Below are 19,565 nucleotides of genomic sequence, written 5' to 3'. Positions count from 1 at the left end.
GAGGAGTCATGTGGGGGCCTCCGGGCGTGGGGCAGTTCGGAGCGAACGGCGCCGACGCGTTGAGAGCGCTCTCACAGCGTGCGTCGGCACCGCCGCCGGAACCCGATGTTACGCAGGAGCGCCGCCCCGGCCAAGGGTTCGAGTGGCCGGTGGAACCTCGCTGACCTGCGGGAACTCGGCAGGATGGAGGGCTTAATCCCTGCTTAAGGATCACTTAAGCAGTCGGCGAAGCGTTCACCCGTGCTTCATCACCCGTACCCGGGCGCCTCTTCCCTCCCATCGCGTGGCCTCCTAGCCTCGCAAGGCCTCCCTGTCCTCTCGGCCTGTCTCTTCGGCCCCCATGTCCCTTCTCCGAAAGGCGACTTGACGCATGCGTCACCAACTACTGGGCACGGCACGGCGGTTCGGCCTCGGCGCCGCGGCGGTGGCGACCGCGACCGCGCTCGCCGCGGCCGCCCCCTTCCCCGCCCTCGCCGCGGCGACTGGATCCACGGGCGAACTGTCCTCGCTCGTCGACCCGTTGATCGGTTCCTCCAACGGCGGCAACACCTACCCCGGCGCCACCCTCCCGTCCGGCATGATCGCCTGGTCCCCGACCAGCACCACCGGCGACCAGACCAGTACGGGCGCCGCCAACGGCTACGAGTACGGCGCCACCCGCGTCCGCGGTCTGAGCCTCACCCATGTCAACGGCGCGGGCTGCAACCCCGGCGCGGCCGGCGACGTACCGATCATGCCGTTCGTCGGCGACGTCACCTCGTCACCGTCGGCGGACACCAAGGACGCCGTGTACGCGTCGAACTTCTCGCACGCCGACGAGAAGGCCACCCCCGGCCGCTACACCCTCGGCCTCGCCTCCGGCGCCACCGCCGACCTGGCTGTCAGCAAGCGCTCCGGAGTCGCCGACTTCACCTTCCCCGCCGACCGCCCGGCGAGTCTGCTCTTCCGCGTCTCCAACTCCCTCAACGGCAGCGCGGACGCGCACGTCGACATCGACACCGCCCAGCACAAGGTGACCGGCTGGGTCCTCACCGGCGCCTTCTGCGGGCGTCGCGCCAACGGCGGCGTCAACAACCGCAAGAGCTACTACAGGCTCTACTTCAGCGCCTCCTTCGACCGCGCCTTCTCCTCGGTCGGCACCTGGCACGACAGCACGGTCTCACCCGGTGCGACGACCGCCTCCGGAGGCGAGGGATACGCCACCGGCGCCGACCGTGCGGGACGTGGCTCCGGCGGCTGGGTCGGCTTCGACACGACGGCTGACAACGATGTCCACATGCGGATCGGCATCTCCTACGTCAGCCTCTCCGGAGCCGAGACCAACCTCCGCCAGGAGATCGCCCCGCACGCGCGCGTGGCCGACGTCGCCAAGGCGGGCGCCCGCGCGTGGGACCGCGAACTGAGCACCGTACGGGTCGACGGCGGCACCCCCGCACGCCGCCAGACCTTCTACACGGCGCTCTATCACGCGCTCATGCAGCCCAACCTGATCAGTGACACGGACGGCCGCTACTGGGGCATGGACCAGGCCGTCCACCGGCTGGCGCGCGGGCAGCGGGCTCAGTACAGCAACTTCTCCGGCTGGGACCAGTACCGCGCCCAGATCCAGCTGCTCGCCCTCCTGAAGCCCACGGTCGCGGGCGACTTCGCTCAATCGCTCTACAACTTCGCTCAGCAGAACGGTGGAGTCTGGGACCGCTGGGTGCACATCAGCGGCGCCACCCACGTCATGACGGGCGACCCGTCCGCCGCGACCCTGGCCACCTTCTACGCCATGGGCGTCCGCAACTTCGACTACCAGGGGGCCTTCGACTCGCTCGTCCACCAGGCCACCGTGCCCAACCCCGACGAGCTCTCGGACGCCGGCTGCCCCGGCCAGTGCGTGGGCCAACGCCCCAACCTGGCCCAGTACATGACCTCCCACTACGCCGCCCAGAACGCCTGCCACTGCTGGGGCGGCGCCGCCGAGACCCTGGAGGACGCGGTCGCCGACTCCGCCCTCGCCCAGTGGGCGAAACTGCTCGGCCGTACCGCCGAAGCGAAGACCTTCACCGAACGCGGTGCCTACTGGAGCAACGTCTTCAACCCGGCCACCGGTTACATCCAGGCCCGCAACCTCGACGGCTCCTGGGTGGGCCCGTTCAACCCGGCGAGCGATCTCGGCTTCGCACAGGGCTCTGCCGCCGCGTACGTCTGGATGGTCCCGCAGGACGTCCGGGGCCTGGCCGAGGCGATGGGCGGCCGCGAGACGGCGGCCACCCGGCTCGACGGCTTCTTCCACACCGCGGACGGGGCATGGTCGGTCCGGGGCGGCGACGCGCTGCGCTACGACCCGACCAACGAGCCCGACATCCACGCCCCCTGGCTCTACAACTCCCTCGGCCAACCCTGGAAGACGCAGGCGACGGTCCGTCAGATCCTCGACACCGCCTACGGCACCGGCCCCAAGGGCCTGCCCGGCAACGACGACCTCGGCACCATGTCCGCGTGGTACGTCTTCTCCGCCCTCGGCATCTATCCGCGCACCCCGGGCAGCGCCGACCTGCTGCTCGGCGCACCGCTGTTCTCAAAGGCGGTCGTGAACCGGCCCGGCCGCAAGGACATCGTCATCACCGCCCCCGACGCCGACGACACCCACCCGTACGTCGACGCCGTACGCCTCGACAACCATGACCTCACGCGCGCGTGGACAGGCGCGGGCCTGACCCTCAAGGGCGGCAGGCTGGACGTCCGGCTCGCCGTCGAACCGAACACGAGCTGGGCGACCGACCCGGGACAACTCCCGAAGTGATGCGCACCGGCCCGGCGGAACCCGCTCCGCCGGGCCGGCCGTAAATACGGTGGACGGACGGGATACCCGTCCCCTAACGTTCGGGTGCACGCCCTGAGACCAGCGGAAGGAGGCGAGTGCCATGAGGTTCCCAACACCCCAGCGCTCCCTCCCCGTTGACCCGGCGTGCCTCGCCTGACCTGACCGGGAGCGCTCCACGCGGTACCCCTCCCGGAGGAAACCCATGACCGATCTGGTCATTCGCGCGCTCGACGAGAGCGACGCCCATCTTTTCGACACCCTTCCCGACCCGCTCGGCGCCCGAGCCGCGGACCGACTGACGACCTGGCGGCCCGACTGGCAGCGGGTCGCGCTGCGCGACGGCACGGTCGTCGCGCGCGGCGCCTGGTGGGGCGGCCCGAACGACACCGAACCCCTCAACGTCAACTGTTTCGACGTGCTCGAGGGCGAGGAGGCGGCAGGAGCCGAACTCCTGCGCAGCGTGCCCTGGCGTGTCGGCGCGGAACTGAACTTCTTCGCCGGCTGGCGCGACAGCCCCGAGGCGCGCGCCGCCGCCGAGGTCCGCTTCACCGCCCTGCGCGCGGCCGGGTACGAGCTCCTGGTCGAGCGCTTCATCTACCGGTGGACCCCGGAGTGCGGACTGCCCGAACGCCCCGGACGGCTCGTCTTCGCTCCCGAACCGGACGACGCCGTGTTCTTCGACGCGCTGCGCCGCATCCACTCCGTCACCCTTGACGCCCACGCCCTAGTGGCCATCCAGCAAGGAGGACTTGACCAGGCCGCACAGGAGGAGATCGACTTCTTCCGCTGGTGCCCGTCCCCGCGCGAGTGGTGGCAGGTCGCCCGCACCCCCGAGGGAGACCTCGCGGGCATCCACATCCCGGTCCACAACCCGTCGGGCCCGTGCATCGGCTTCATCGGCGTCGTACCGGAACAGCGCGGCCACGGCTACGCCCGCGACCTGCTGGCCGAGTGCACGCACTACCTCGTCGAACGCGGCGCCGAGTTCATCGCCGCCGCCACGGACCAGGGCAACTTCCCGATGGCGGCACACTTCGCCAAGGCCGGCTATCCGGTCATCCGTGAACGGGCCAACTTCCACTTCGTCGAGTAACCGCACCGACCCGTAGCCCCGAGGGACAGTCGGTCCGGCCCGAGATCCGCGCCGGACCGACTGTCAGTGCCGGGTGCCATGCTGGCGACAGGTTGATCCACGACACATGGTCCGTTGATCCGCGGCACATGGTTCTACGGCACATCGCTCTACGGCGGGATGGAGGCGGGCATGGGATTCGTCGGCGAGGTCTGGCAGGTGCGCACGGGCGCGGCAGCGGGCGCGGAGCCGGTGGGGGAGATCCTGATCGACGACGCCGATTTCCCTTGGCTGTCGGGCAAGCTCACCCCGGGTCCGGCGTTCGACGCCGTGCGGGATCTGTTCGCGCGGGAACTCGCCCTGGCGCAGGCGGACGGCGAGTGGGCGCGGTGGGAGGAGGCCTACGACGAGATCCGGCGGCAGGTGACGCTCACCTCGCCGGACGGGCCCGTCCCCGAGTTCCTGCTGCACATCGAGGGGGAGCGGGCCTGGTTCCGGTGGAGCGACGAGCCGTTCGACGACGACGAGGACGGCGCGGAGGTCGAGGGGGCGCCCGACGGCGGGTGATCAGCCGGCGTCGGCGTCCACCATCGCCTCGGCCTCGGCCAGGATCTCGGTGACCCGCTGCCCGAACGCCGCGTCGCACGCGTGCGGTCGGCCCGTGCGGACGGCCTCGCTCAGCGCGTCGGCGGCCCGCACCAGGGCGGACACCGCGTCCCCCGAGCTGTCGGGGATGCTGGTGACCCCGGCCGTGCCGCGCAGTTCGGCCGTGGCTCCCGCCGCCGCGGTCGGCGCGGTGAGGCTGAGGGTCAGCGTGCTGGAGGCACCGCCGGTGTGGTCCAGGACCAGCAGGACCGTGTCGCCGGGGCCCCGCACGGCGGCGGCCACCCGGCGGACATCGCCGAGGACCGGCAGCAGCACGGAGAGGGCATGCGGGCCCACGTCCCACAGCGCGCCCTTCTCCTGCCGCCAGGGCGAGGCCGCGAACGGGCTGTCGCTGGTGAACACCGAGCCGAGCCACTCGGCCCGGGCCGTGAACCAGCCCTCGGCGGCGGCCTGTTCGGTGATCCACGCCTCGGTCTCCGGCTGGAAGCGGGTGGTGAAGAACACGACCGACGCGACCCCGGCCTCCCGGACCGCGTCGACGACGGCCCGCCCCTGCTCCACCGTCGGCGCCAGGGGCTTGTCCAGCAGCAGATGCCGTCCCGCCCGCGCGGCCCGCACCGCCAACTCGGCCTGCACGGACGGCGGCAGCGCCACGGCGACGGCGTCCACGTCCGAGAGCAGGGCGTCGACATCGTCGTAGGCCGGTACGCCGTGCCGGTCGGCCAGTTCCTTTGCGGCGTCGGCGCGGCGGCCCCACACGCCCGCGAAGTCCCACGCGTCGTGCCCACTGAGGGCGGGGGCGTGTGCCATCTGGGCCCAAGGGCCGGTGCCGAGCAGTCCGATGCGCATGACGCTGCCTTTCCGCGGTCGAGCGGGGTGACGGGGCCGGAACCGATCCGACCGCCCGGTCGCAGGTGAGCGTGCCATACGACCGGGGCAGGTACGCAAGCCCTCCCCACCACTCGGCGCATCACGCGGCCGACGGGACGAGTAGCGATCCGCCCGTTAGGGCCCCCGCTCGGCCAAGCCTTTGCGCGGCTGAGCGGCGGCTCGGCGCATCGCGTGGTCCATGGGACGCAGGGAACTCGGCGCGGCCGAGTCCGCGCTGGGCCGAGTGCCCGCCGGGCCGAGTCCGTGCCCGGTCGAGTCCCCGCCGGGCTAAGTTCGCGCCGGGCCGAGCCCCCGCCCGGCCGAGCCGCGGCTTGGCGCATCGTGTGGCTCATGGGACGCGGGGTGATCTGTCGGGCTGAGTCCCCGCCGGGCCGAGTTCGTGCCGGGCCGGGCCTCCGCTCGGCCAAGCCTTTGCGCGGCTGAGCCGCGGCTTGGCGCATGGCGCGGCTGATGGGACGCGGGGCGATCCGTCGGGCCGAGTGCGCGCCGGGCCAGGTTCGCGCCGGGCCGAGTCCGCGCCCTGCCAAGCGGCGGCTGGGCGCATCTTGTGGCCGATGGAACGCGGGGTGATCCGCCCGGCCGAGTCTGTGCCGAGCCGAGTCCGCGCCCGGCCGGGCCCTCGCTCGGCCAAGCCCTTGCTCGGCCATGCGGCGGCTTGGCGCATCGCGTGGCCCATGGGACGCAGGGCGATCCACCCGGCCAAGTCCGCGCCCAGCCGAGCCTCCGCCCAAGTCCGCGCCGGGCCGAGTTCGTGACCGGCCGTGCTCCCCGCTGGGTCAAGTCCGTGCTCAGCCGAGCCTCCGCCCAAGTCCGCGCCGGGCCGAGTTCGTGACCGGCCGTGCTCCCCGCTGGGTCAAGTCCGTGCCCAGCCGAGCCTCCGCCCAAGTCCGCGCCGGGCCGAGTCCGTGACCGACCGAGCTCCCCGCCGGGCCAAGCCCGTGCCTGGCCAAGCCCCCGCCAGCACAAGCCGCAACGCGGCCATGACCCCGCGCGGCCGGCCTCAGCCCTTCCCGGCCGCGAAGGGACCCCCGTCGCCGAACACGAGCTGCCCGAAGTTCTCCGCGATGCGTCGGTGTCCCGCCGGGTCGGGGTGGACCGCGTCGGGGAGCGGGAGTTCGGTGTGGTCCTGCTCGCCGTAGAGGTCGCGGCCGTCGAGGTAGTGGAGGTTCGGGTCGTCGGTCGCCCGCAGTGCGACGATCCGGGCGAGTTCGGCGCGGATGACGGTGAGGGTCAGACGTCCGAGGGGACGTTCGGCCGGGTCGCCGGTCGCCCTGAACCCCGGGGTCCCGCCCTCGAAGTCGGGCATGAGCGGGCCGGGAGTGTCCTCCTGGACCGGGCAGAGGATGGCGGACACGACCAGCAGGGGTGTGGTCGGATGCCCCTCGCGGAGGGTGTCGAGGAAGCCGTGGACCGCGGGGCCGAAGGCGCGCAGGCGCATCGCGTCGGCGTTGACGACGTTGATGCCGATCTTGACGCTGATCAGATCCGCGGGCGTGTCCCGCATCGCCCGGGCGGTGAACGGGTCGAGCAGCGCGCTGCCGCTGAACCCCAGGTTGATCAGCTCCACTTGACCCCGGGCGGCCGCCAGCGCAGGCCAAGTGGCCGTCGGATGCGTGGCGTTCGAGCCGTGGCTGATGGAACTGCCGTGGTGCAGCCACACCTTGCGCCCGTGGTCCCGCGCCTTCTCGACGGGGGCGTCGGTGCGCAGGGCGATCACCTCGGTGATCTCCGTGTGCGGGAGCCAGATCTCGATGTCCTTCTCGCCTGCCGGAAGACCGGTGAAACAGGCGGTGCCGGGCTCGCCCTCCGACAGCTCGTAGGCCTGGGTCGTCATGTCGGTGATCGTGCGCACCCGGCCGCCGGGCACCGTGGCCTGCGCGGTGAGACGGCCGTCGACCAGCAGGTCGTACACGCCGTCCGGCGGGGGCGGGAATCCCCGGTACACGCGCTTGGTGGGCAGCGTGTCCAGGCTGATGGTGGTGGCCCGGGTACGGAAGACCAGCCGTACACCCGAGGGTTGTGCCTCGGCCGTGGCTGTCTGGTCGTCGGGGATCTGCCGGCGGGCCCGGGCGGGGAGCCGGTGCGGCAGCAGGCCGTGCGGGGTCGTTTCCACGTCCAGGTGGCCGCGCAGCAGGTCGGTGGTGACGGGGGTGGTGATCATGCCGTGCTGGGTGCTCATCGCCTCAACCTGTCGATCGGGGTGGTCAGTTGTCGGGCGCGGCCCGGTTGCGCAGCAGCGTGTCGAGGGAGTCCACGATCCAGGCCCACGACTCCCGCGCGTCGGGCGCGCTGTGCTCGAAGCCGCCGGCCAGCTCCAGGCTGACGTAGCCGTGGAAGACGCTGCCCAGCATCCGGACGGCGTGGGTCTGGTCCGGCTCGGCCAGGTCGTAGCCGCGCAGGATCGCTCGCGTCATCTGCGCATGGCGCACCCCGGCGCTGGCCGCCGCCGTCTCCGGATCGAGCCGGAGCCGTGCCGCGTCGTACCGGCCGGGGTGCTCCCGGGCGTAGTCGCGATAGGCGTCCGCGAAGGCGGCCAGGGCGTCCTTGCCGGCCCGCCCCGCCAGGGCGTCGGAGACCCGGTCGGCGAGTTCCTCCAGGGCGAACAGGGCGATCCTGGTGCGGAGTTCCTGGGAGTTCTTCAGGTGCGAGTACAAGCTGGCGACCTTGACGTCGAATCGCCGGGCGAGCGCCGACAAGGTCACCTGGTCGAAGCCGACCTCGTCGGCCAGCTCCGCCCCCGCCAGGGTCAGCCGCTCCGGGGTCAGTCCTGCTCTGGCCATAACCTTCCTCCCACTCGACGATAACCATTATGCATTTGCCTAAAGGTTTTAGGCAAACTAGCGTGCCGTTCATGAGACCTCTGACCGAGCGGGAGATCCGCGCCGCCTTCATCAACTGCACCAAGGGCGAGGCCAAGCGCCTGTCCGTCCCGCGCGACCTGGCCGAGCGGCCCTGGGACGACCTGGACTTCCTCGGCTGGCGGGACCCCCAGGCGCCCGACCGGGCCTATCTCGCCGCCGAGTTGGAGGGGCGCCTCACGGCGATCGCCCTGCGCGCCGGCGGTGCCGCCTCCTGGCAGGCGCGGCGCAGCATGTGTTCGCTCTGCCTGACCACCCACACCGGAGGTGTGTCGGTCATGGTCGCCGCGAAGGCCGGCAAGGCCGGACAGCAGGGCAACTCCGTGGGCGCCTACATGTGCGACGACCTCGCCTGCCCGCTGTACGTGCGCGGCAAGAAGGACGCGGGCGCCGGCGCACGACTGCCCGAGTCGCTCACCCTGGAGGAGAAGATCCGACGGACCGTCACCAACCTCACGGCGTTCATCGCCAAGATCGCTCCTCATTGAGCAGTCCCGCTGCTGGATGCGTTCGATTTCTTCTATTGGACCTGGGGACCCGGGCCGGAGAGGCTGGAGGACGCGACAGTCGGACGACCACATCGGAAGACCGGAAGAGGAGCACGAGCCATGGACACCCGCCGTATCGGTGACGTCGAGGTCAGCGCGATCGGCCTGGGCGGTATGCCCATGTCGATCGAGGGGCGGCCGGACGAGGCACGCTCCCTCGCGACCATCCACGCCGCCCTCGACGCGGGCGTGACGCTGATCGACACCGCGGACGCCTACCACCGGTTCGCCGACGAGGTCGGACACAACGAGACCCTCATCGCCAAGGCGCTCGCCTCCCACGACCGGGGCGCGGACGTCCTGGTCGCCACCAAGGGCGGCCATCTCCGCCCCGGGGACGGCAGTTGGACCCTGGACGGCAGCCCCGCGTACCTCAAGGAAGCCTGCGAGGCGTCCCTGCGTCGACTCGGCGTGGAGGCCATCGGGCTCTACCAGTTCCACCGCCCCGACCCGCGGGTCCCGTACGCGGACTCGGTGGGCGCGGTACGGGAGTTGCTCGACGAGGGCAAGATCCGCCTGGCCGGCATCTCGAACGCGAACCCGGAGCAGATCCGGCTCGCGAACGAGATCCTCGACGGCCGGCTGGTCTCCGTGCAGAACCAGTTCTCCCCGGCCTTCCGGTCCAGCGAACCGGAGTTGGACCTCTGCGACGAACTCGGCATCGCGTTCCTGCCCTGGAGCCCCCTCGGCGGCATCGCCCGCGCCGGTGAACTCGGCTCCGCCTACGCGCCGTTCGCCCGGATCGCCGAGAAGCACGGCGTCAGCCCGCAGCGGGTGTGCCTGGCCTGGATGCTCGCCAAGTCGCCGGTCGTCGTGCCGATCCCGGGCGCCAGCCGCCCCGAGACGATCCGCGACTCGGCCGCCGCACCCGAACTGACGCTCTCCGCCGAGGAGTTCGCGGAGCTGGACGCCGCCTGAGAAGGCGGTGACGCTGGGGGGTGTAGTTGTGGCGGGCAAGGGAAGTAAGCGCTTGCCCGCCAACCGGCCACAGGGGGCCGACCGGTCACAGGGGGAGGACCACCACCGATGGCGTCGTCCACGGAGAAACCGCTCGACCACCGCTACCGCGACGAACACCCGATCCGCACGCTCGCCTACCTGTTCCGCGCCGACCGCAGACGACTGGCCCTGGCCGCCGCCGTGTTCACGGTCAAGCACAGCCCCATCTGGCTGCTCCCGCTGATCACCGCGTCCATCATCGACACCGTCGTCCAGCACCAGCCGGTCAGCAGACTCTGGATCAGCACCGGCATCATCCTGTTCATCCTGCTGATCAACTACCCCCTGCACGTCCTCTACGTCCGCCTCCTCTACGGCAGCGTCCGCCGCATGGGCACCGACCTGCGCTCGGCCCTGTGCACCCGCATGCAGCAGCTCTCCATCGGCTACCACTCCCGGGTCAGCGCCGGAGTGCTCCAGGCCAAGGTGGTGCGCGATGTGGAGACGGTCGAGCAGATGGTCCAGCAGACCGCGGAGACCGGCCTCGGCGCGATCACCGTGCTCACCGGCGGACTGGTCATCATCGGCTTCCGCACACCGGAGTTCGTGCCCGTCTTCATCGTCGTCGTCCCGGTCGCCGCGCTCCTCGTGTCCCGGCTGCGGGCCCGCCTGCGCACCCACAACGAGCAGTTCCGCCACGAGGTCGAGACCCTCTCCTCGCGCGTGACGGAGATGACCCGCCTCATCCCGGTCACCCGCGCCCACGGCCTGGAGGGCAAGGCCATGCGCCGCATGGACGGCACCCTGCACCGCCTGCTCACCTCCGGAAACCGCCTCGACCTGCTCAACGGCCGCTTCGGCTCACTGGCCTGGGTCGTCCTCAACGTGGTCGGCGTGATGGTGCTCAGCGGCTCGGCCCTGGTGTCGTACTACGGCGTCTGGGGAGTCACCGCCGGTGACGTCGTCATGCTGAGCGCCTTCCTGACCACCCTCACCAACTCCACCACGACCCTCACGACCCTGGCCCCGATCATCACCAAGGGCCTGGAATCGGTCCGTTCGGTCGGCGAGGTGCTCCAGGCACCCGAGTTGGAGGACAACGCGGGCAAGGCGAAGGTCACCGAGGTGGCCGGCGCCGTCGCCTTCCGGAACGTCGGCCACACCTACGACGCGCAACTCCGGCCCGCCGTGCACGACTTCACGCTCACCGTCGCACCCGGCGAGACCGTCGCCCTCGTCGGCGCGTCCGGCGCGGGCAAGTCCACGGTCCTCAACCTCGTCATCGGCTTCATCCGCCCCACCAGCGGCCGACTCCTGCTCGACGGCACGGACATGAACACCCTCGACCTGCGCACGTACCGCCGCTTCGTCTCGGTCGTCCCCCAGGAGTCGATCCTCTTCGACGGCACGATCCGCGACAACGTGGCCTACGGCATGGACGACGCCGACGAGGACGCGGTACGCGCGGCCCTGCGCGACGCCAACGCCCTCGAGTTCGTGGAGAAGCTGCCGCAGGGCCTGGAGACCCTGGTCGGCGAGCGCGGGGCCCGACTCTCCGGCGGCCAGCGTCAACGCCTCGCCATCGCACGGGCGTTGATCCGCGACCCCAAGGTGCTCGTCCTGGACGAGGCGACCTCGGCCCTGGACACCCGCTCCGAGGCCTTGGTCCAGCAGGCCCTCGCCCGGCTGCTGCGCGGCCGTACGACCTTCGTGGTCGCGCACCGGCTGTCCACCGTCCGCAGCGCCGACCGCATCGTGGTGATGGGCGACGGGGAGATCCTGGAGGTCGGCACGCACGACGAACTCCTGCGCCGGGGCGGGGCGTACACGGCACTGCACAGCGGGCAGGTCGCCTGAGCGGATCTCGTGCCGGGTGCGTGATCCGGCGCCGGCGGGGCACCCGGAGCGTAAAGAGAGAGGGGTGCTCCGTGCTCGTGCCGGACCCGAAGGCCGTCAGGAAACTGCTCACCCGGTATGCGGTACTGCGCATCTCCCAGGCGGAGAGGCACCACCCGCAGGCGGCTTCCGAGTTGAAGGACGTCAGCTACACCCTCTGTGTGATGACGGGCACGACCGGCATCCGGGAGGCCATCGTCAAGGCGGACGCCCTGCTCGCGGCGGCGCGCGACAGCCGGCCGGGCGCCGCCGCGGACGGCCGCGCCGTGGCGTAGACCCGTCAGGAGAACGCCACTTCGGGAACCGTCCGGCCGTGGAACGCCGAGCGGTACGCCTGCGGACTCGTGCCGACCACCCGGCGGAAGCGCTCGCGGAACGCGGTGGGGGAGCCGAACCCGGCCTGCTGGGCGATGCGTTCGATGGTGTGGTCGCTGTTCTCCAGCAGATACTGGGCCCGTCGTACCCGGGCCCGCAGCAGCCACTGGAGCGGTGTGCTGCCCGTCTGTTCGCGGAAACGGCGGCTGAACGTCCGCTCGCTCATGCCCGATCGTGTCGCCAGTGTGCCCAGGGTGACCTCGTGGGAGAGGTTGTCCTCGATCCACTGGAGCAGCGGTTCCAGCGTCGAACCCTGCGGGATCGGTGGGTGCCGGTGGACGATGAACTGGGCCTGCCCGCCCTCGCGTTCGAGGGGCATGACCGACAGCCGGGCCGCGTCCGCGGCGACCGCCGAGCCGTAGTCCCGGCGGATGAGATGCAGACACAGGTCAAGACCGGCGGCCGCCCCGGCCGAGGTGAGGATCTGCCCGTTGTCGACGTACAGCACGTCCGGTTGCACCTCGACCAGCGGATAGTCGCGGGCCAGCAGATCCGCGGCGATCCAGTGCGTGGTGGCCCGCAGCCCGTCCAGCAGCCCGGCCTCGGCCAGCACGAAGGCGCCCGCGCAGATGGACACGATCCGGGTGCCCGCCGCTGCCGCCTCCCGCAGTGCCGCCAGCACCCGCGCGGAGGGCGGCGCGGCCTGTTCCGAGCGGCCCGGGACGATGACGGTGTCGGCGTCCGTGAGCGCTTCCAGCCCGTGGTCGACCCGCAGCGTGAACCCGTCCGTCCGCACGTCCGGCGTCTCGCCGCACACCCGCACCCGGTAGGCGTTCCGCCCGTCCGGCAGCCGGGTACGGCCGAACACCTCCATCGGTGTCGCCATGTCGAACGGCACCACATGATCGAGAACCAGAATCGCGACGGTGTGCATGAACACCACGATAGGCGGATTCCCGCCAGGCCGATGACATGGCCTTCTATTACAGAGAACCGGCTGCACGCCTTGGCGAGAATCCGTTGGAAGCTGTCGTTTCAGCCTCTGTGCCCGTGGGGCGGGACCTCCCTAGCCTGGGCCGGTGACCAAGATCCTTCTCACTCTGCACGTCCTGGCCGCCATCGTCGCGGTCGGCCCCGTCACCGTCGCCGCCAGCATGTTCCCACCGGCGGCCCGCCGCGCTCTCACGGGCGAGGACGGCCCCGACGCGGGCCTGACGACCGTACGACTGCTGCACCGCATCTGCCGTCTCTACGGCGCGGTCGGGCTGGCGGTACCCCTCTTCGGGTTCGCGACCGCCTCCGCCATGGGTGTCCTGACCAGTGGCTGGCTGATCGCGTCCATCACGCTCACCGCGGTGGCCGCCGGCATCCTGATCGCCTTCGTCCTGCCGCGCCAGGACGAACTCCTGGAGGAACTCGGCGCGCGGCGGCCCGTGGAGCGGGCCGGGACCGTTCAACTCGCCATGTTCACCGGCGTCTTCAACCTGCTGTGGGCGACCGTCACCGTCCTGATGATCATCCGTCCCGGCTCGACCACGGGCGCCTGACCGGTCAGCCCGTGACGCGGACCAGGAGGAGCGCGACGTCGTCGTCGGGTTCCGGGCGCAGCGCGTTGAGGAGCAGGTCGCTCGTCTGCTCCAGGGGACGGCGGGAACTCTGCAACAGCCGCGTCAGCGCGTGCAGCCCCACGTCGATGGACTCGCCCCGGTTCTCCACCAGCCCGTCGGAGTAGAGGGCGAGCAACGCCCCTGTGGTGAAGGAGACTTCGACGGTCCCGAACTCCACCCCGCCGACGCCGAGCGGGACCCCGCCGGGAATGTCGAGGAGTTCCGCGGCGCCGTCGGGGTGGATCAGGACGGGCGGCAGATGCCCCGCGCTGGACAGCGCGCAGGTACCGCGCCCGAGGTCGACGACGCCGTACGCGCACGTGGCGATCGTGTCACCGAGGGAGCCGGTGAGGTCGTCGAGGTGGTGCAGCAACTCGGCCGGGGGCAGGTCGAGTCGGGCCAGGGCGCGGGTCGCGGTGCTCAACTGCCCCATGATGGCGGCGGCTTGGACCCCCTTGCCCATCACGTCGCCCACCACGAGACCGGTGCGGCCCGGCCCCAGCGGCAGCACGTCGTACCAGTCGCCCCCGACCTCGCTCAGCGCCGGGAGATAGCGGGCGGCGATGTCCAGCCCCTCCTGCCGGGCCGGGGCCGGCGGCAGGAGGCTGCGCTGGAGGGTCAGCGCGGTGGTGCGCTCACGGCCGTAGAGGCGGGCGTTGTCGATGCAGATCGCGGCGCGCGCGGCGAGTTCGGAGGCGAGGACGCGGTCCTGTTCGTCGAAGGGGAGCTCGTTGACGGTGCGGTAGAGGCTCAGCGTGCCCAGGACCTCGCCGCGGGCCAGCAACGGGACGGCCAGGTAGGAGTGGACGCCCGCCGTGCGCAGGGTCTGGGCGGCGCGTCCGTCCCGGGCGATGCGGCGCATCATCGGCGGGTCCACCCGCTCGACCAGGATCGGGCCGGCCTCGCGGACGCACTGGGTGATGATGCGGTGGGGGCCGTAGGTGGCCAACTCGCCCACCGGGTCCGCCGCGTGGATCGCGTCGGTGAGATAGCCGGCGGCGACGGCCAGCGCCCGGAACTCGACCTGCGCGTCCTCGGTCACCGGAGTGATGGAGCCGTCCGTGACGACGGATTCCAGTACGTCGACGGCGGCCAGGTCGGCCACGTGCGGGACGGCGACGTCGGCCAGTTCCCGCGCGGTCTGCTGGAGGTCCAGCGTCGTCCCGATCCGCACCCCCGCCTCCGCCACGACGGACAGCCGCCTGCGCGCCTGCGCGACCTCGGCCGCCGCCTGCTCCCGCTCGGTCACGTCCAGGACGGCCATCGCCAGCCCGAGCACCCGGCCCTGCGTGTCCTCGATGCGGTGGTACGACTCCGAGTACGCCCGGTCCGCGAGGTCGGCGGGCGTCCGGCCCACCGTCTGCTGGTCGAGCAGCGGCTTGCCGGTGATCAGCACATGCCGCATGCGTGACTCGATGGCCGCCACGTCCAGACCGGGCAGCACCTCGCCGACCCGGCGCCCGACGAGTTCCGCCTCCGGAACGCCGTTGATCCGCTCCAGAGCCGGGTTGACGCCGACCCAGCGCAGCTCGGTGTCGAACACCGCGATGCCCACCGGCGTCTGCCGCACCAGGCTGTGGGACGTGGCCAGGTCCCGCTCCACGCCCCGTACGGTCGTCGCGTCCGCCGCCAGCCCCAGCAGATGCGCCTGACCGTGGCTGTCGCGCAGCCGCATCGTGCGGAACTCCACCTGCCGCTCGGTGCCGTCCCGGTGCAGCATCGGGAAGACCCCGGCCCAGCGCGCGCCCGTACCGACCTGCGCGAACAGCTCCCGCGCCCGGCCCCGGTCGTCGGGCGACACCAGCAGCCGGTCCGCGCGCTGCGTCAGCGCCTCCTCGGGGGAGTAGCCGAGCAACTGCTCCGCCTCCGGACTCCACAGCGTGATGTACCCGCCGGCGTCCAGGACCACGGCCGCGACCCGCAACAGGTCCAGCAGCCCACCCGGGCCGGCCGTGACCTCGTTCCCGGCACCGTACGCGTCCATCCCAGCCGCTCCTTCCGGTGCGGCACGGCACCGCCAAGATCCGCACCACGGGTCATCCGATTACGGCACAGCACGGCCCACCCGGCAACACCGTGAGGAAGGGGGAGCCGACGGGGCCGTATGGAGCACGTACCCGCGCGGACGCCGACAAGCCCCCGGATTCTGGTGCTGCCCCGACCCCACTGCCCCAGGACACTCCATGCCCCTCCCGCTCCGCCTCGTCTCCCTCCTCGTCGCCGGCTGTGTCGGCGCCCTCGTGCCCGTCTCGCCCGCCGCCGCGGCCGACGACCGCTCCCTCCAGCGCGGCCTCGACGAACTGGTCGCCGCCCCGGGCGGGCCGCCCGGCGTGATCGTGGTCCTGCGCGCCGGCGACCGGCAGCGCGTCCTGCGCGCCGGCACCGCCGACGTCACCACCGGCCGCCCGCTCGCGGCGCGCGACCACACCCGGACCGCCAGCACCAGCAAGGCCTTCAGCGGGGCGGTGGCCCTGAGTCTCGTACGAGAGCACCGGCTCACCCTCGACGACACGATCGGCAGACGGCTGCCCTGGCTGCCCCACGCCTGGCGGAAGGTGACCCTGCGGCAACTGCTCCAACACACCAGCGGGCTCCCGGACTTCAGCCAGAGCCCACGGTTCCGGAGCCTCATCGCGGCCGACCCGCACCGGCTCTTCGACTCGCGACGCCTGCTCGACTTCGTGGCGGACCAGCCGCTGGGCTTCAGGCCGGGCTCGCAGTACCGGTACTCCAACTCCGACAACATCGCCGTGGCGCTGATGGCCGAGGCGGCGACCGGCGTGCGCTACGAGGACCTGCTGCGCCACGACGTGTACCGGCCGCTGGGGCTGCGCGACACGAGCCTGCCGCAGGGATACCGGATGCCGGAGCCGTACATGCACGGCTACGCGGTCGGCGGACCGTCAGGACCGGAGGACGTCAGTGAGGCGATCGGCATGTCCGGGGTGTGGGCCTCGGGCGGCATCACCTCCTCGCCCCGCGACCTGAGCACGTTCATCGGCGCCTACGCCGCCGGGGCCCTGACCACGCGGGCGGCCGTGCGGGAACAGCGGCACTGGATCCCCGGCGCCTCCGAACCGGCCGGTCCCGGCCGCAACAGCGCCGGACTCGCGCTCTTCCGCTACGCCACCCGCTGCGGGGTCGTTCTGGGACATACCGGGAACACTCTTGGTTACACACAGTTGATGGCGGCGACCCCGGACGGCCGGCGCGCGCTCACTTTCTCATTGACAACTCAGGTGAACCAGGCCGGGAACCCCGCTCTGCTGCGCAAGCTGCGCGCGGTCGAGGAGGACGCCGTGTGCGCCCTCCTGGGGGCAAAAGGGGCGGAGCGTCACTCCTGACCCGGACGCTCGCCCCGCTCACCTCAGGTGAACGGGGTGCCTGCCCCGCCTGCCTCAGGTGAACCGTTCCTGCTCAACCGGCAGTACTGTCCGCCCCGTTGACGAGGCCCTCCCGTTCCGAGGCGGCGGGCAGGGCCAGCCACTCCGCGATGGTCCGGGCGATCGGCTGACCGGTCTCCGCCTCGACGAAACCGAACTGGCCCGACTGGTTGCACTCCAGGAACCACCAGGTGCCGTCCCCGTCCTCGGCGAAGTCGAAGGCGCCGTAGGCGAGTTCGGCCTCGCGCAGATACGTCAGGACGGCCTCGGCGATGCGCGGCGGGACCTCGACGGGGTGCCAGGGCTGCGCGGCGGCGAACCGGACGTCGACCTCGGCGGGGTCGGCGTCCGGGGCGGTCGCCGTACGGGCGGCGAGCATCCGGTCGCCCACCGCGGTGAGCCGGATGTCCGCGCGCTTGGCGATCCGGCGTTGCAGCAGCGTGGGGCCGAACGCGACGGCGGCGAAGTCGGTGTCCGGCGCGACCCGGCTCGTCGGCACCGCCCGGGGCGGATCCTGCGGATGGGCACCGGAGACCGGCTTGACCACCAGGTCCGGGAAGCGGCGCGAGAACTCGCGGGCGGCCTGCGGGAAGGTGGTGATGAGGGTGGCCGGCACGGGCAGCCCGCTGCGCTGCGCGAGACGCAACTGCCAGGGCTTGTGCCGGGCGCGGCGGGCCGCGTCGGGGTGGTTCATCCAGCGGGCGCCGCTGCCGCGGAGCATGCCGTAGAGCGCCTGGGAGGCCTCCTCGGTCAGCCACGCGGAGGGCTGGGGTGCGCGGGTGGCCGGCGCGCCGGGTCTGCGTACCCAGATGGAACGCAGTCCGCTGACGCTCACCAGCCGTCCCCCGGCCGAGAGATGGCCGCGGAAGGCTCCGTGGACGTACTCCCCGGAGAGCGCGACCCCGCCGGTGAGGTCGGCGGGATCGATCCGGACCACGGGGACGCCGGACGCGTGCAGGTGGACCACCACCAGGTCCGCCGTGACGTCCTCTTCGCAGGTAAGGACCAGGACGGTCATTTTCGTCGTTCCGTGTTCAGTCGTCGAAGTGAGTCTTCGATCCCGCGGTGGACGTCGTGGTCCCCAGTTCTCTCAGCAGAGCGAGATCGTGGGCGGCCACCCGTCCGTCGGCGAGCACGTTCAACTGCAGTCCGGAGTCGTAGCTGTACGGAGCGGTGAGCTCCAACTGTGCTGCCGGGCGAGCGTAGTTGAGCGCGAACGGTTGCATCGTCTCTCCCTCGTCGGTACTGCCTCGTGCAAGCGGTGGCCACCCTGCGAGGTCGCTTGGCCCGCTGACTTCCGTCTGCTTCCAGAGACTTATACGAATCGAACGAGTGAATGGTTTCCTTACTCTGTGTAATCAAAGGAAGGAGTGTGAGCCGTCCGCCGGGCTCAGTCGAGGTCGCCCGGCCGGACCTCCTCCTGCTCGCCGAGGGACTTGCGCATGGTGCGAAGAGCGAGGAGCAGCACGGCGATGTCGTCCAGATACACGGGGTCGGGCATCAGGTCGGTCGGCAGCACGAAGTAGAGGACGGCACCCCAGAAAACCCATTTGGGGCCGGTCGGAAGGCCTGCGCGGCGCATTCCGCGCCGCATGCGGACGAGCCGCACCAGCACTCCGACGGCCACGGCGAGCAGCGCCACCGCGAGCACCACGGCGATGACGATCACGGTTGTGGTCGAGTCCACTGGCGCCCCATTTCCCGGTCCGGCCGCACGAGATGTGCCCTATCCGGATGCCCGATTCCGGCCCCGGTATGGCCTACGAGGGGAACATCACACCCGAACGCCTCGCAGAGTCTTGACACTTGGCGGCCCCTCGTCGGGCACTGGTACGTTTTCACCGTGAGCGCGACCAACAGCACGGGAACCCACGTACGGATCGGCCTCGACGCCCCGCCGCGCGTGGCGAGCCTCGGCGTGGGGGTGCACGGGACGGTGAGCCCGCGGGACGTGTTCCGGCTGCCCGACCTCTGGCAGCTCCATCTGTACCGGTACGAGGCGGAGTTGACCGTCGACGGGGTGGCGCACGAGATCAGGCCCGGCCATGTGAGCCTGGTGCCGCCCGGCGCGCTGGTGCGGTTCCACTACCGTGGCCGCTCCGAGCACCTCTTCGCCCACCTCGAACTGCCGTCCTCCGGCGAGCGATTGACCGTTCCCGTGATGCAGGACGCCGGTACGCAGACGCCCGTGCTGACGGACCTGATGCAGCGGGCCGTGGCGGCGGCGCCGCGCAACTCCGCCCGCGCGGCAGCGGAGTTGTGGACCGTCCTGTGGCGCGTGGCCGACCTCGCGACCCCGGCCGCGGGCGGGACCACCGGCCCCCACCCCTCCTTCGCCCTCGCCGTCGCGCACATCGAGTCCCACCTGGCGGCCCCACTGGCCGTCCCCGACGTGGCCCACGCGGCCGGCATCTCCCACAACCACCTCATCCGCCTGTTCCGCGCGGAAACCGGCACCACGGTCGTCGCCTACATCCGGCACCGCCGCATGGAACGCGCCCACCACCTGCTCCGCGAGTCGACCCTCTCCGTCCCCGCGATCGCGTCGACCGTAGGCATCCCCGACCTCCAGGCCTTCAACAAGACCTGCCGCCGCGAACTGGGGGCTTCGCCGAGGGCGGTTCGGGCGGGGGTGGGT

18 protein-coding genes are annotated in these 19,565 nt (G+C 71.6%); 10 read left to right on the top strand and 8 right to left on the bottom strand.

Annotated elements, in window-relative coordinates:
* The first annotated feature begins 370 nt into the window (after positions 1–370).
* The 3 genes from JHN63_RS29470 to JHN63_RS29460 all read left to right on the top strand — a co-directional run bounded on the left by JHN63_RS29470 (position 371) and on the right by JHN63_RS29460 (position 4,451).
* Positions 371–2,791, top strand: coding sequence for a GH92 family glycosyl hydrolase (locus JHN63_RS29470; RefSeq protein WP_200686309.1), 2,421 nt, complete (start codon positions 371–373; stop codon positions 2,789–2,791).
* Between the two features lie 223 nt (positions 2,792–3,014).
* Entirely contained in the window at positions 3,015–3,905 is an 891-nt protein-coding gene (locus JHN63_RS29465) for a GNAT family N-acetyltransferase (RefSeq protein ID WP_200686307.1), read from the top strand.
* Between the two features lie 171 nt (positions 3,906–4,076).
* Positions 4,077–4,451, top strand: coding sequence for a hypothetical protein (locus JHN63_RS29460; protein WP_200686311.1), 375 nt, complete (start codon positions 4,077–4,079; stop codon positions 4,449–4,451).
* On the opposite strand, the gene JHN63_RS29455 is transcribed toward JHN63_RS29460, so the two are convergent.
* From JHN63_RS29455 to JHN63_RS29445, 3 genes are all read right to left on the bottom strand, one after another.
* Entirely contained in the window at positions 4,452–5,339 is an 888-nt protein-coding gene (locus tag JHN63_RS29455) for a Gfo/Idh/MocA family protein (protein WP_200686305.1), read from the bottom strand.
* 1,042 nt (positions 5,340–6,381) lie between these two features.
* Positions 6,382–7,560 carry a GDSL-type esterase/lipase family protein gene (locus JHN63_RS29450; protein ID WP_200686302.1) on the bottom strand — a complete coding sequence of 393 codons (1,179 nt, stop codon included), beginning with the start codon at positions 7,558–7,560 and terminating at the stop codon, positions 6,382–6,384.
* A 25-nt stretch (positions 7,561–7,585) separates the two neighbouring features.
* Complete coding sequence (locus JHN63_RS29445; protein WP_200686300.1) at positions 7,586–8,161, bottom strand: TetR/AcrR family transcriptional regulator; 576 nt, start codon at positions 8,159–8,161, stop codon at positions 7,586–7,588.
* A 71-nt stretch (positions 8,162–8,232) separates the two neighbouring features.
* Here JHN63_RS29445 and JHN63_RS29440 point away from each other — a divergent pair, with 71 nt between their 5' ends.
* The 4 genes from JHN63_RS29440 to JHN63_RS29425 all read left to right on the top strand — a co-directional run bounded on the left by JHN63_RS29440 (position 8,233) and on the right by JHN63_RS29425 (position 11,897).
* Positions 8,233–8,727: an FBP domain-containing protein gene (locus JHN63_RS29440; RefSeq protein ID WP_200686298.1), complete on the top strand. Its 495-nt coding sequence runs from the start codon at positions 8,233–8,235 to the stop codon at positions 8,725–8,727.
* 120 nt (positions 8,728–8,847) lie between these two features.
* Positions 8,848–9,705 (top strand): aldo/keto reductase, encoded by an 858-nt coding sequence (locus JHN63_RS29435; protein ID WP_200686296.1) that lies wholly within the window; start codon positions 8,848–8,850, stop codon positions 9,703–9,705.
* 108 nt (positions 9,706–9,813) lie between these two features.
* Positions 9,814–11,583: an ABC transporter ATP-binding protein gene (locus tag JHN63_RS29430; RefSeq protein WP_200686294.1), complete on the top strand. Its 1,770-nt coding sequence runs from the start codon at positions 9,814–9,816 to the stop codon at positions 11,581–11,583.
* A 71-nt stretch (positions 11,584–11,654) separates the two neighbouring features.
* Positions 11,655–11,897: a DUF5133 domain-containing protein gene (locus tag JHN63_RS29425; protein ID WP_200686292.1), complete on the top strand. Its 243-nt coding sequence runs from the start codon at positions 11,655–11,657 to the stop codon at positions 11,895–11,897.
* A 5-nt stretch (positions 11,898–11,902) separates the two neighbouring features.
* Here the strand turns inward: JHN63_RS29425 and JHN63_RS29420 are convergent, their stop codons facing one another.
* Complete coding sequence (locus JHN63_RS29420; RefSeq protein WP_200686290.1) at positions 11,903–12,871, bottom strand: GlxA family transcriptional regulator; 969 nt, start codon at positions 12,869–12,871, stop codon at positions 11,903–11,905.
* A gap of 145 nt (positions 12,872–13,016) precedes the next feature.
* Between JHN63_RS29420 and JHN63_RS29415 the strand changes: the two genes are divergently transcribed.
* Complete coding sequence (locus JHN63_RS29415; RefSeq protein ID WP_200686288.1) at positions 13,017–13,484, top strand: hypothetical protein; 468 nt, start codon at positions 13,017–13,019, stop codon at positions 13,482–13,484.
* Positions 13,485–13,488: 4 nt separating this feature from the next.
* On the opposite strand, the gene JHN63_RS29410 is transcribed toward JHN63_RS29415, so the two are convergent.
* On the bottom strand, positions 13,489–15,528 hold the full coding sequence (locus JHN63_RS29410) for a SpoIIE family protein phosphatase (RefSeq protein WP_200686286.1): 2,040 nt from the start codon (positions 15,526–15,528) through the stop codon (positions 13,489–13,491).
* 199 nt (positions 15,529–15,727) lie between these two features.
* Here JHN63_RS29410 and JHN63_RS29405 point away from each other — a divergent pair, with 199 nt between their 5' ends.
* Positions 15,728–16,888 (top strand): serine hydrolase, encoded by a 1,161-nt coding sequence (locus JHN63_RS29405; RefSeq protein WP_200686284.1) that lies wholly within the window; start codon positions 15,728–15,730, stop codon positions 16,886–16,888.
* A 73-nt stretch (positions 16,889–16,961) separates the two neighbouring features.
* On the opposite strand, the gene tgmB is transcribed toward JHN63_RS29405, so the two are convergent.
* The 3 genes from tgmB to JHN63_RS29390 form a co-directional block, all read right to left on the bottom strand.
* Complete coding sequence (gene tgmB / locus JHN63_RS29400; RefSeq protein ID WP_200686282.1) at positions 16,962–17,945, bottom strand: ATP-grasp ribosomal peptide maturase; 984 nt, start codon at positions 17,943–17,945, stop codon at positions 16,962–16,964.
* A 16-nt stretch (positions 17,946–17,961) separates the two neighbouring features.
* Positions 17,962–18,153 (bottom strand): putative ATP-grasp-modified RiPP, encoded by a 192-nt coding sequence (gene tgmA, locus JHN63_RS29395; protein WP_033283043.1) that lies wholly within the window; start codon positions 18,151–18,153, stop codon positions 17,962–17,964.
* A gap of 164 nt (positions 18,154–18,317) precedes the next feature.
* The gene (locus JHN63_RS29390) at positions 18,318–18,614 is read right to left on the bottom strand and encodes a YkvA family protein (RefSeq protein ID WP_200686280.1); all 297 of its coding nucleotides are present in this window, start codon (positions 18,612–18,614) and stop codon (positions 18,318–18,320) included.
* A 156-nt stretch (positions 18,615–18,770) separates the two neighbouring features.
* Between JHN63_RS29390 and JHN63_RS29385 the strand changes: the two genes are divergently transcribed.
* On the top strand, positions 18,771–19,565 hold a 795-nt coding region (locus tag JHN63_RS29385; protein ID WP_200686278.1), incomplete at its 3' end, for an AraC family transcriptional regulator.

The organism is Streptomyces sp. MBT65, assembly GCF_016612545.1.
In the GTDB taxonomy this organism is placed as follows: Bacteria; Actinomycetota; Actinomycetes; order Streptomycetales; family Streptomycetaceae; genus Streptomyces.
Note: the sequence above shows the minus strand (reverse complement) of the source record. Positions and strands in the feature narration are given on the sequence as shown.

Bases quoted from the DNA above. Each gene is read 5' to 3' on its own strand.
- JHN63_RS29470 (WP_200686309.1), top strand. From the start codon at position 371: ATGCGTCACCAACTACTGGGCACGGCACGGCGGTTCGGCCTCGGCGCC.
- JHN63_RS29465 (WP_200686307.1), top strand. From the start codon at position 3,015: ATGACCGATCTGGTCATTCGCGCGCTCGACGAGAGCGACGCCCATCTT.
- JHN63_RS29460 (WP_200686311.1), top strand. From the start codon at position 4,077: ATGGGATTCGTCGGCGAGGTCTGGCAGGTGCGCACGGGCGCGGCAGCG.
- JHN63_RS29455 (WP_200686305.1), bottom strand. From the start codon at position 5,339: ATGCGCATCGGACTGCTCGGCACCGGCCCTTGGGCCCAGATGGCACAC.
- JHN63_RS29450 (WP_200686302.1), bottom strand. From the start codon at position 7,560: ATGAGCACCCAGCACGGCATGATCACCACCCCCGTCACCACCGACCTG.
- JHN63_RS29445 (WP_200686300.1), bottom strand. From the start codon at position 8,161: ATGGCCAGAGCAGGACTGACCCCGGAGCGGCTGACCCTGGCGGGGGCG.
- JHN63_RS29440 (WP_200686298.1), top strand. From the start codon at position 8,233: ATGAGACCTCTGACCGAGCGGGAGATCCGCGCCGCCTTCATCAACTGC.
- JHN63_RS29435 (WP_200686296.1), top strand. From the start codon at position 8,848: ATGGACACCCGCCGTATCGGTGACGTCGAGGTCAGCGCGATCGGCCTG.
- JHN63_RS29430 (WP_200686294.1), top strand. From the start codon at position 9,814: ATGGCGTCGTCCACGGAGAAACCGCTCGACCACCGCTACCGCGACGAA.
- JHN63_RS29420 (WP_200686290.1), bottom strand. From the start codon at position 12,871: ATGCACACCGTCGCGATTCTGGTTCTCGATCATGTGGTGCCGTTCGAC.
- JHN63_RS29410 (WP_200686286.1), bottom strand. From the start codon at position 15,528: ATGGACGCGTACGGTGCCGGGAACGAGGTCACGGCCGGCCCGGGTGGG.
- JHN63_RS29405 (WP_200686284.1), top strand. From the start codon at position 15,728: ATGCCCCTCCCGCTCCGCCTCGTCTCCCTCCTCGTCGCCGGCTGTGTC.
- tgmB (WP_200686282.1), bottom strand. From the start codon at position 17,945: ATGACCGTCCTGGTCCTTACCTGCGAAGAGGACGTCACGGCGGACCTG.
- tgmA (WP_033283043.1), bottom strand. From the start codon at position 18,153: ATGCAACCGTTCGCGCTCAACTACGCTCGCCCGGCAGCACAGTTGGAG.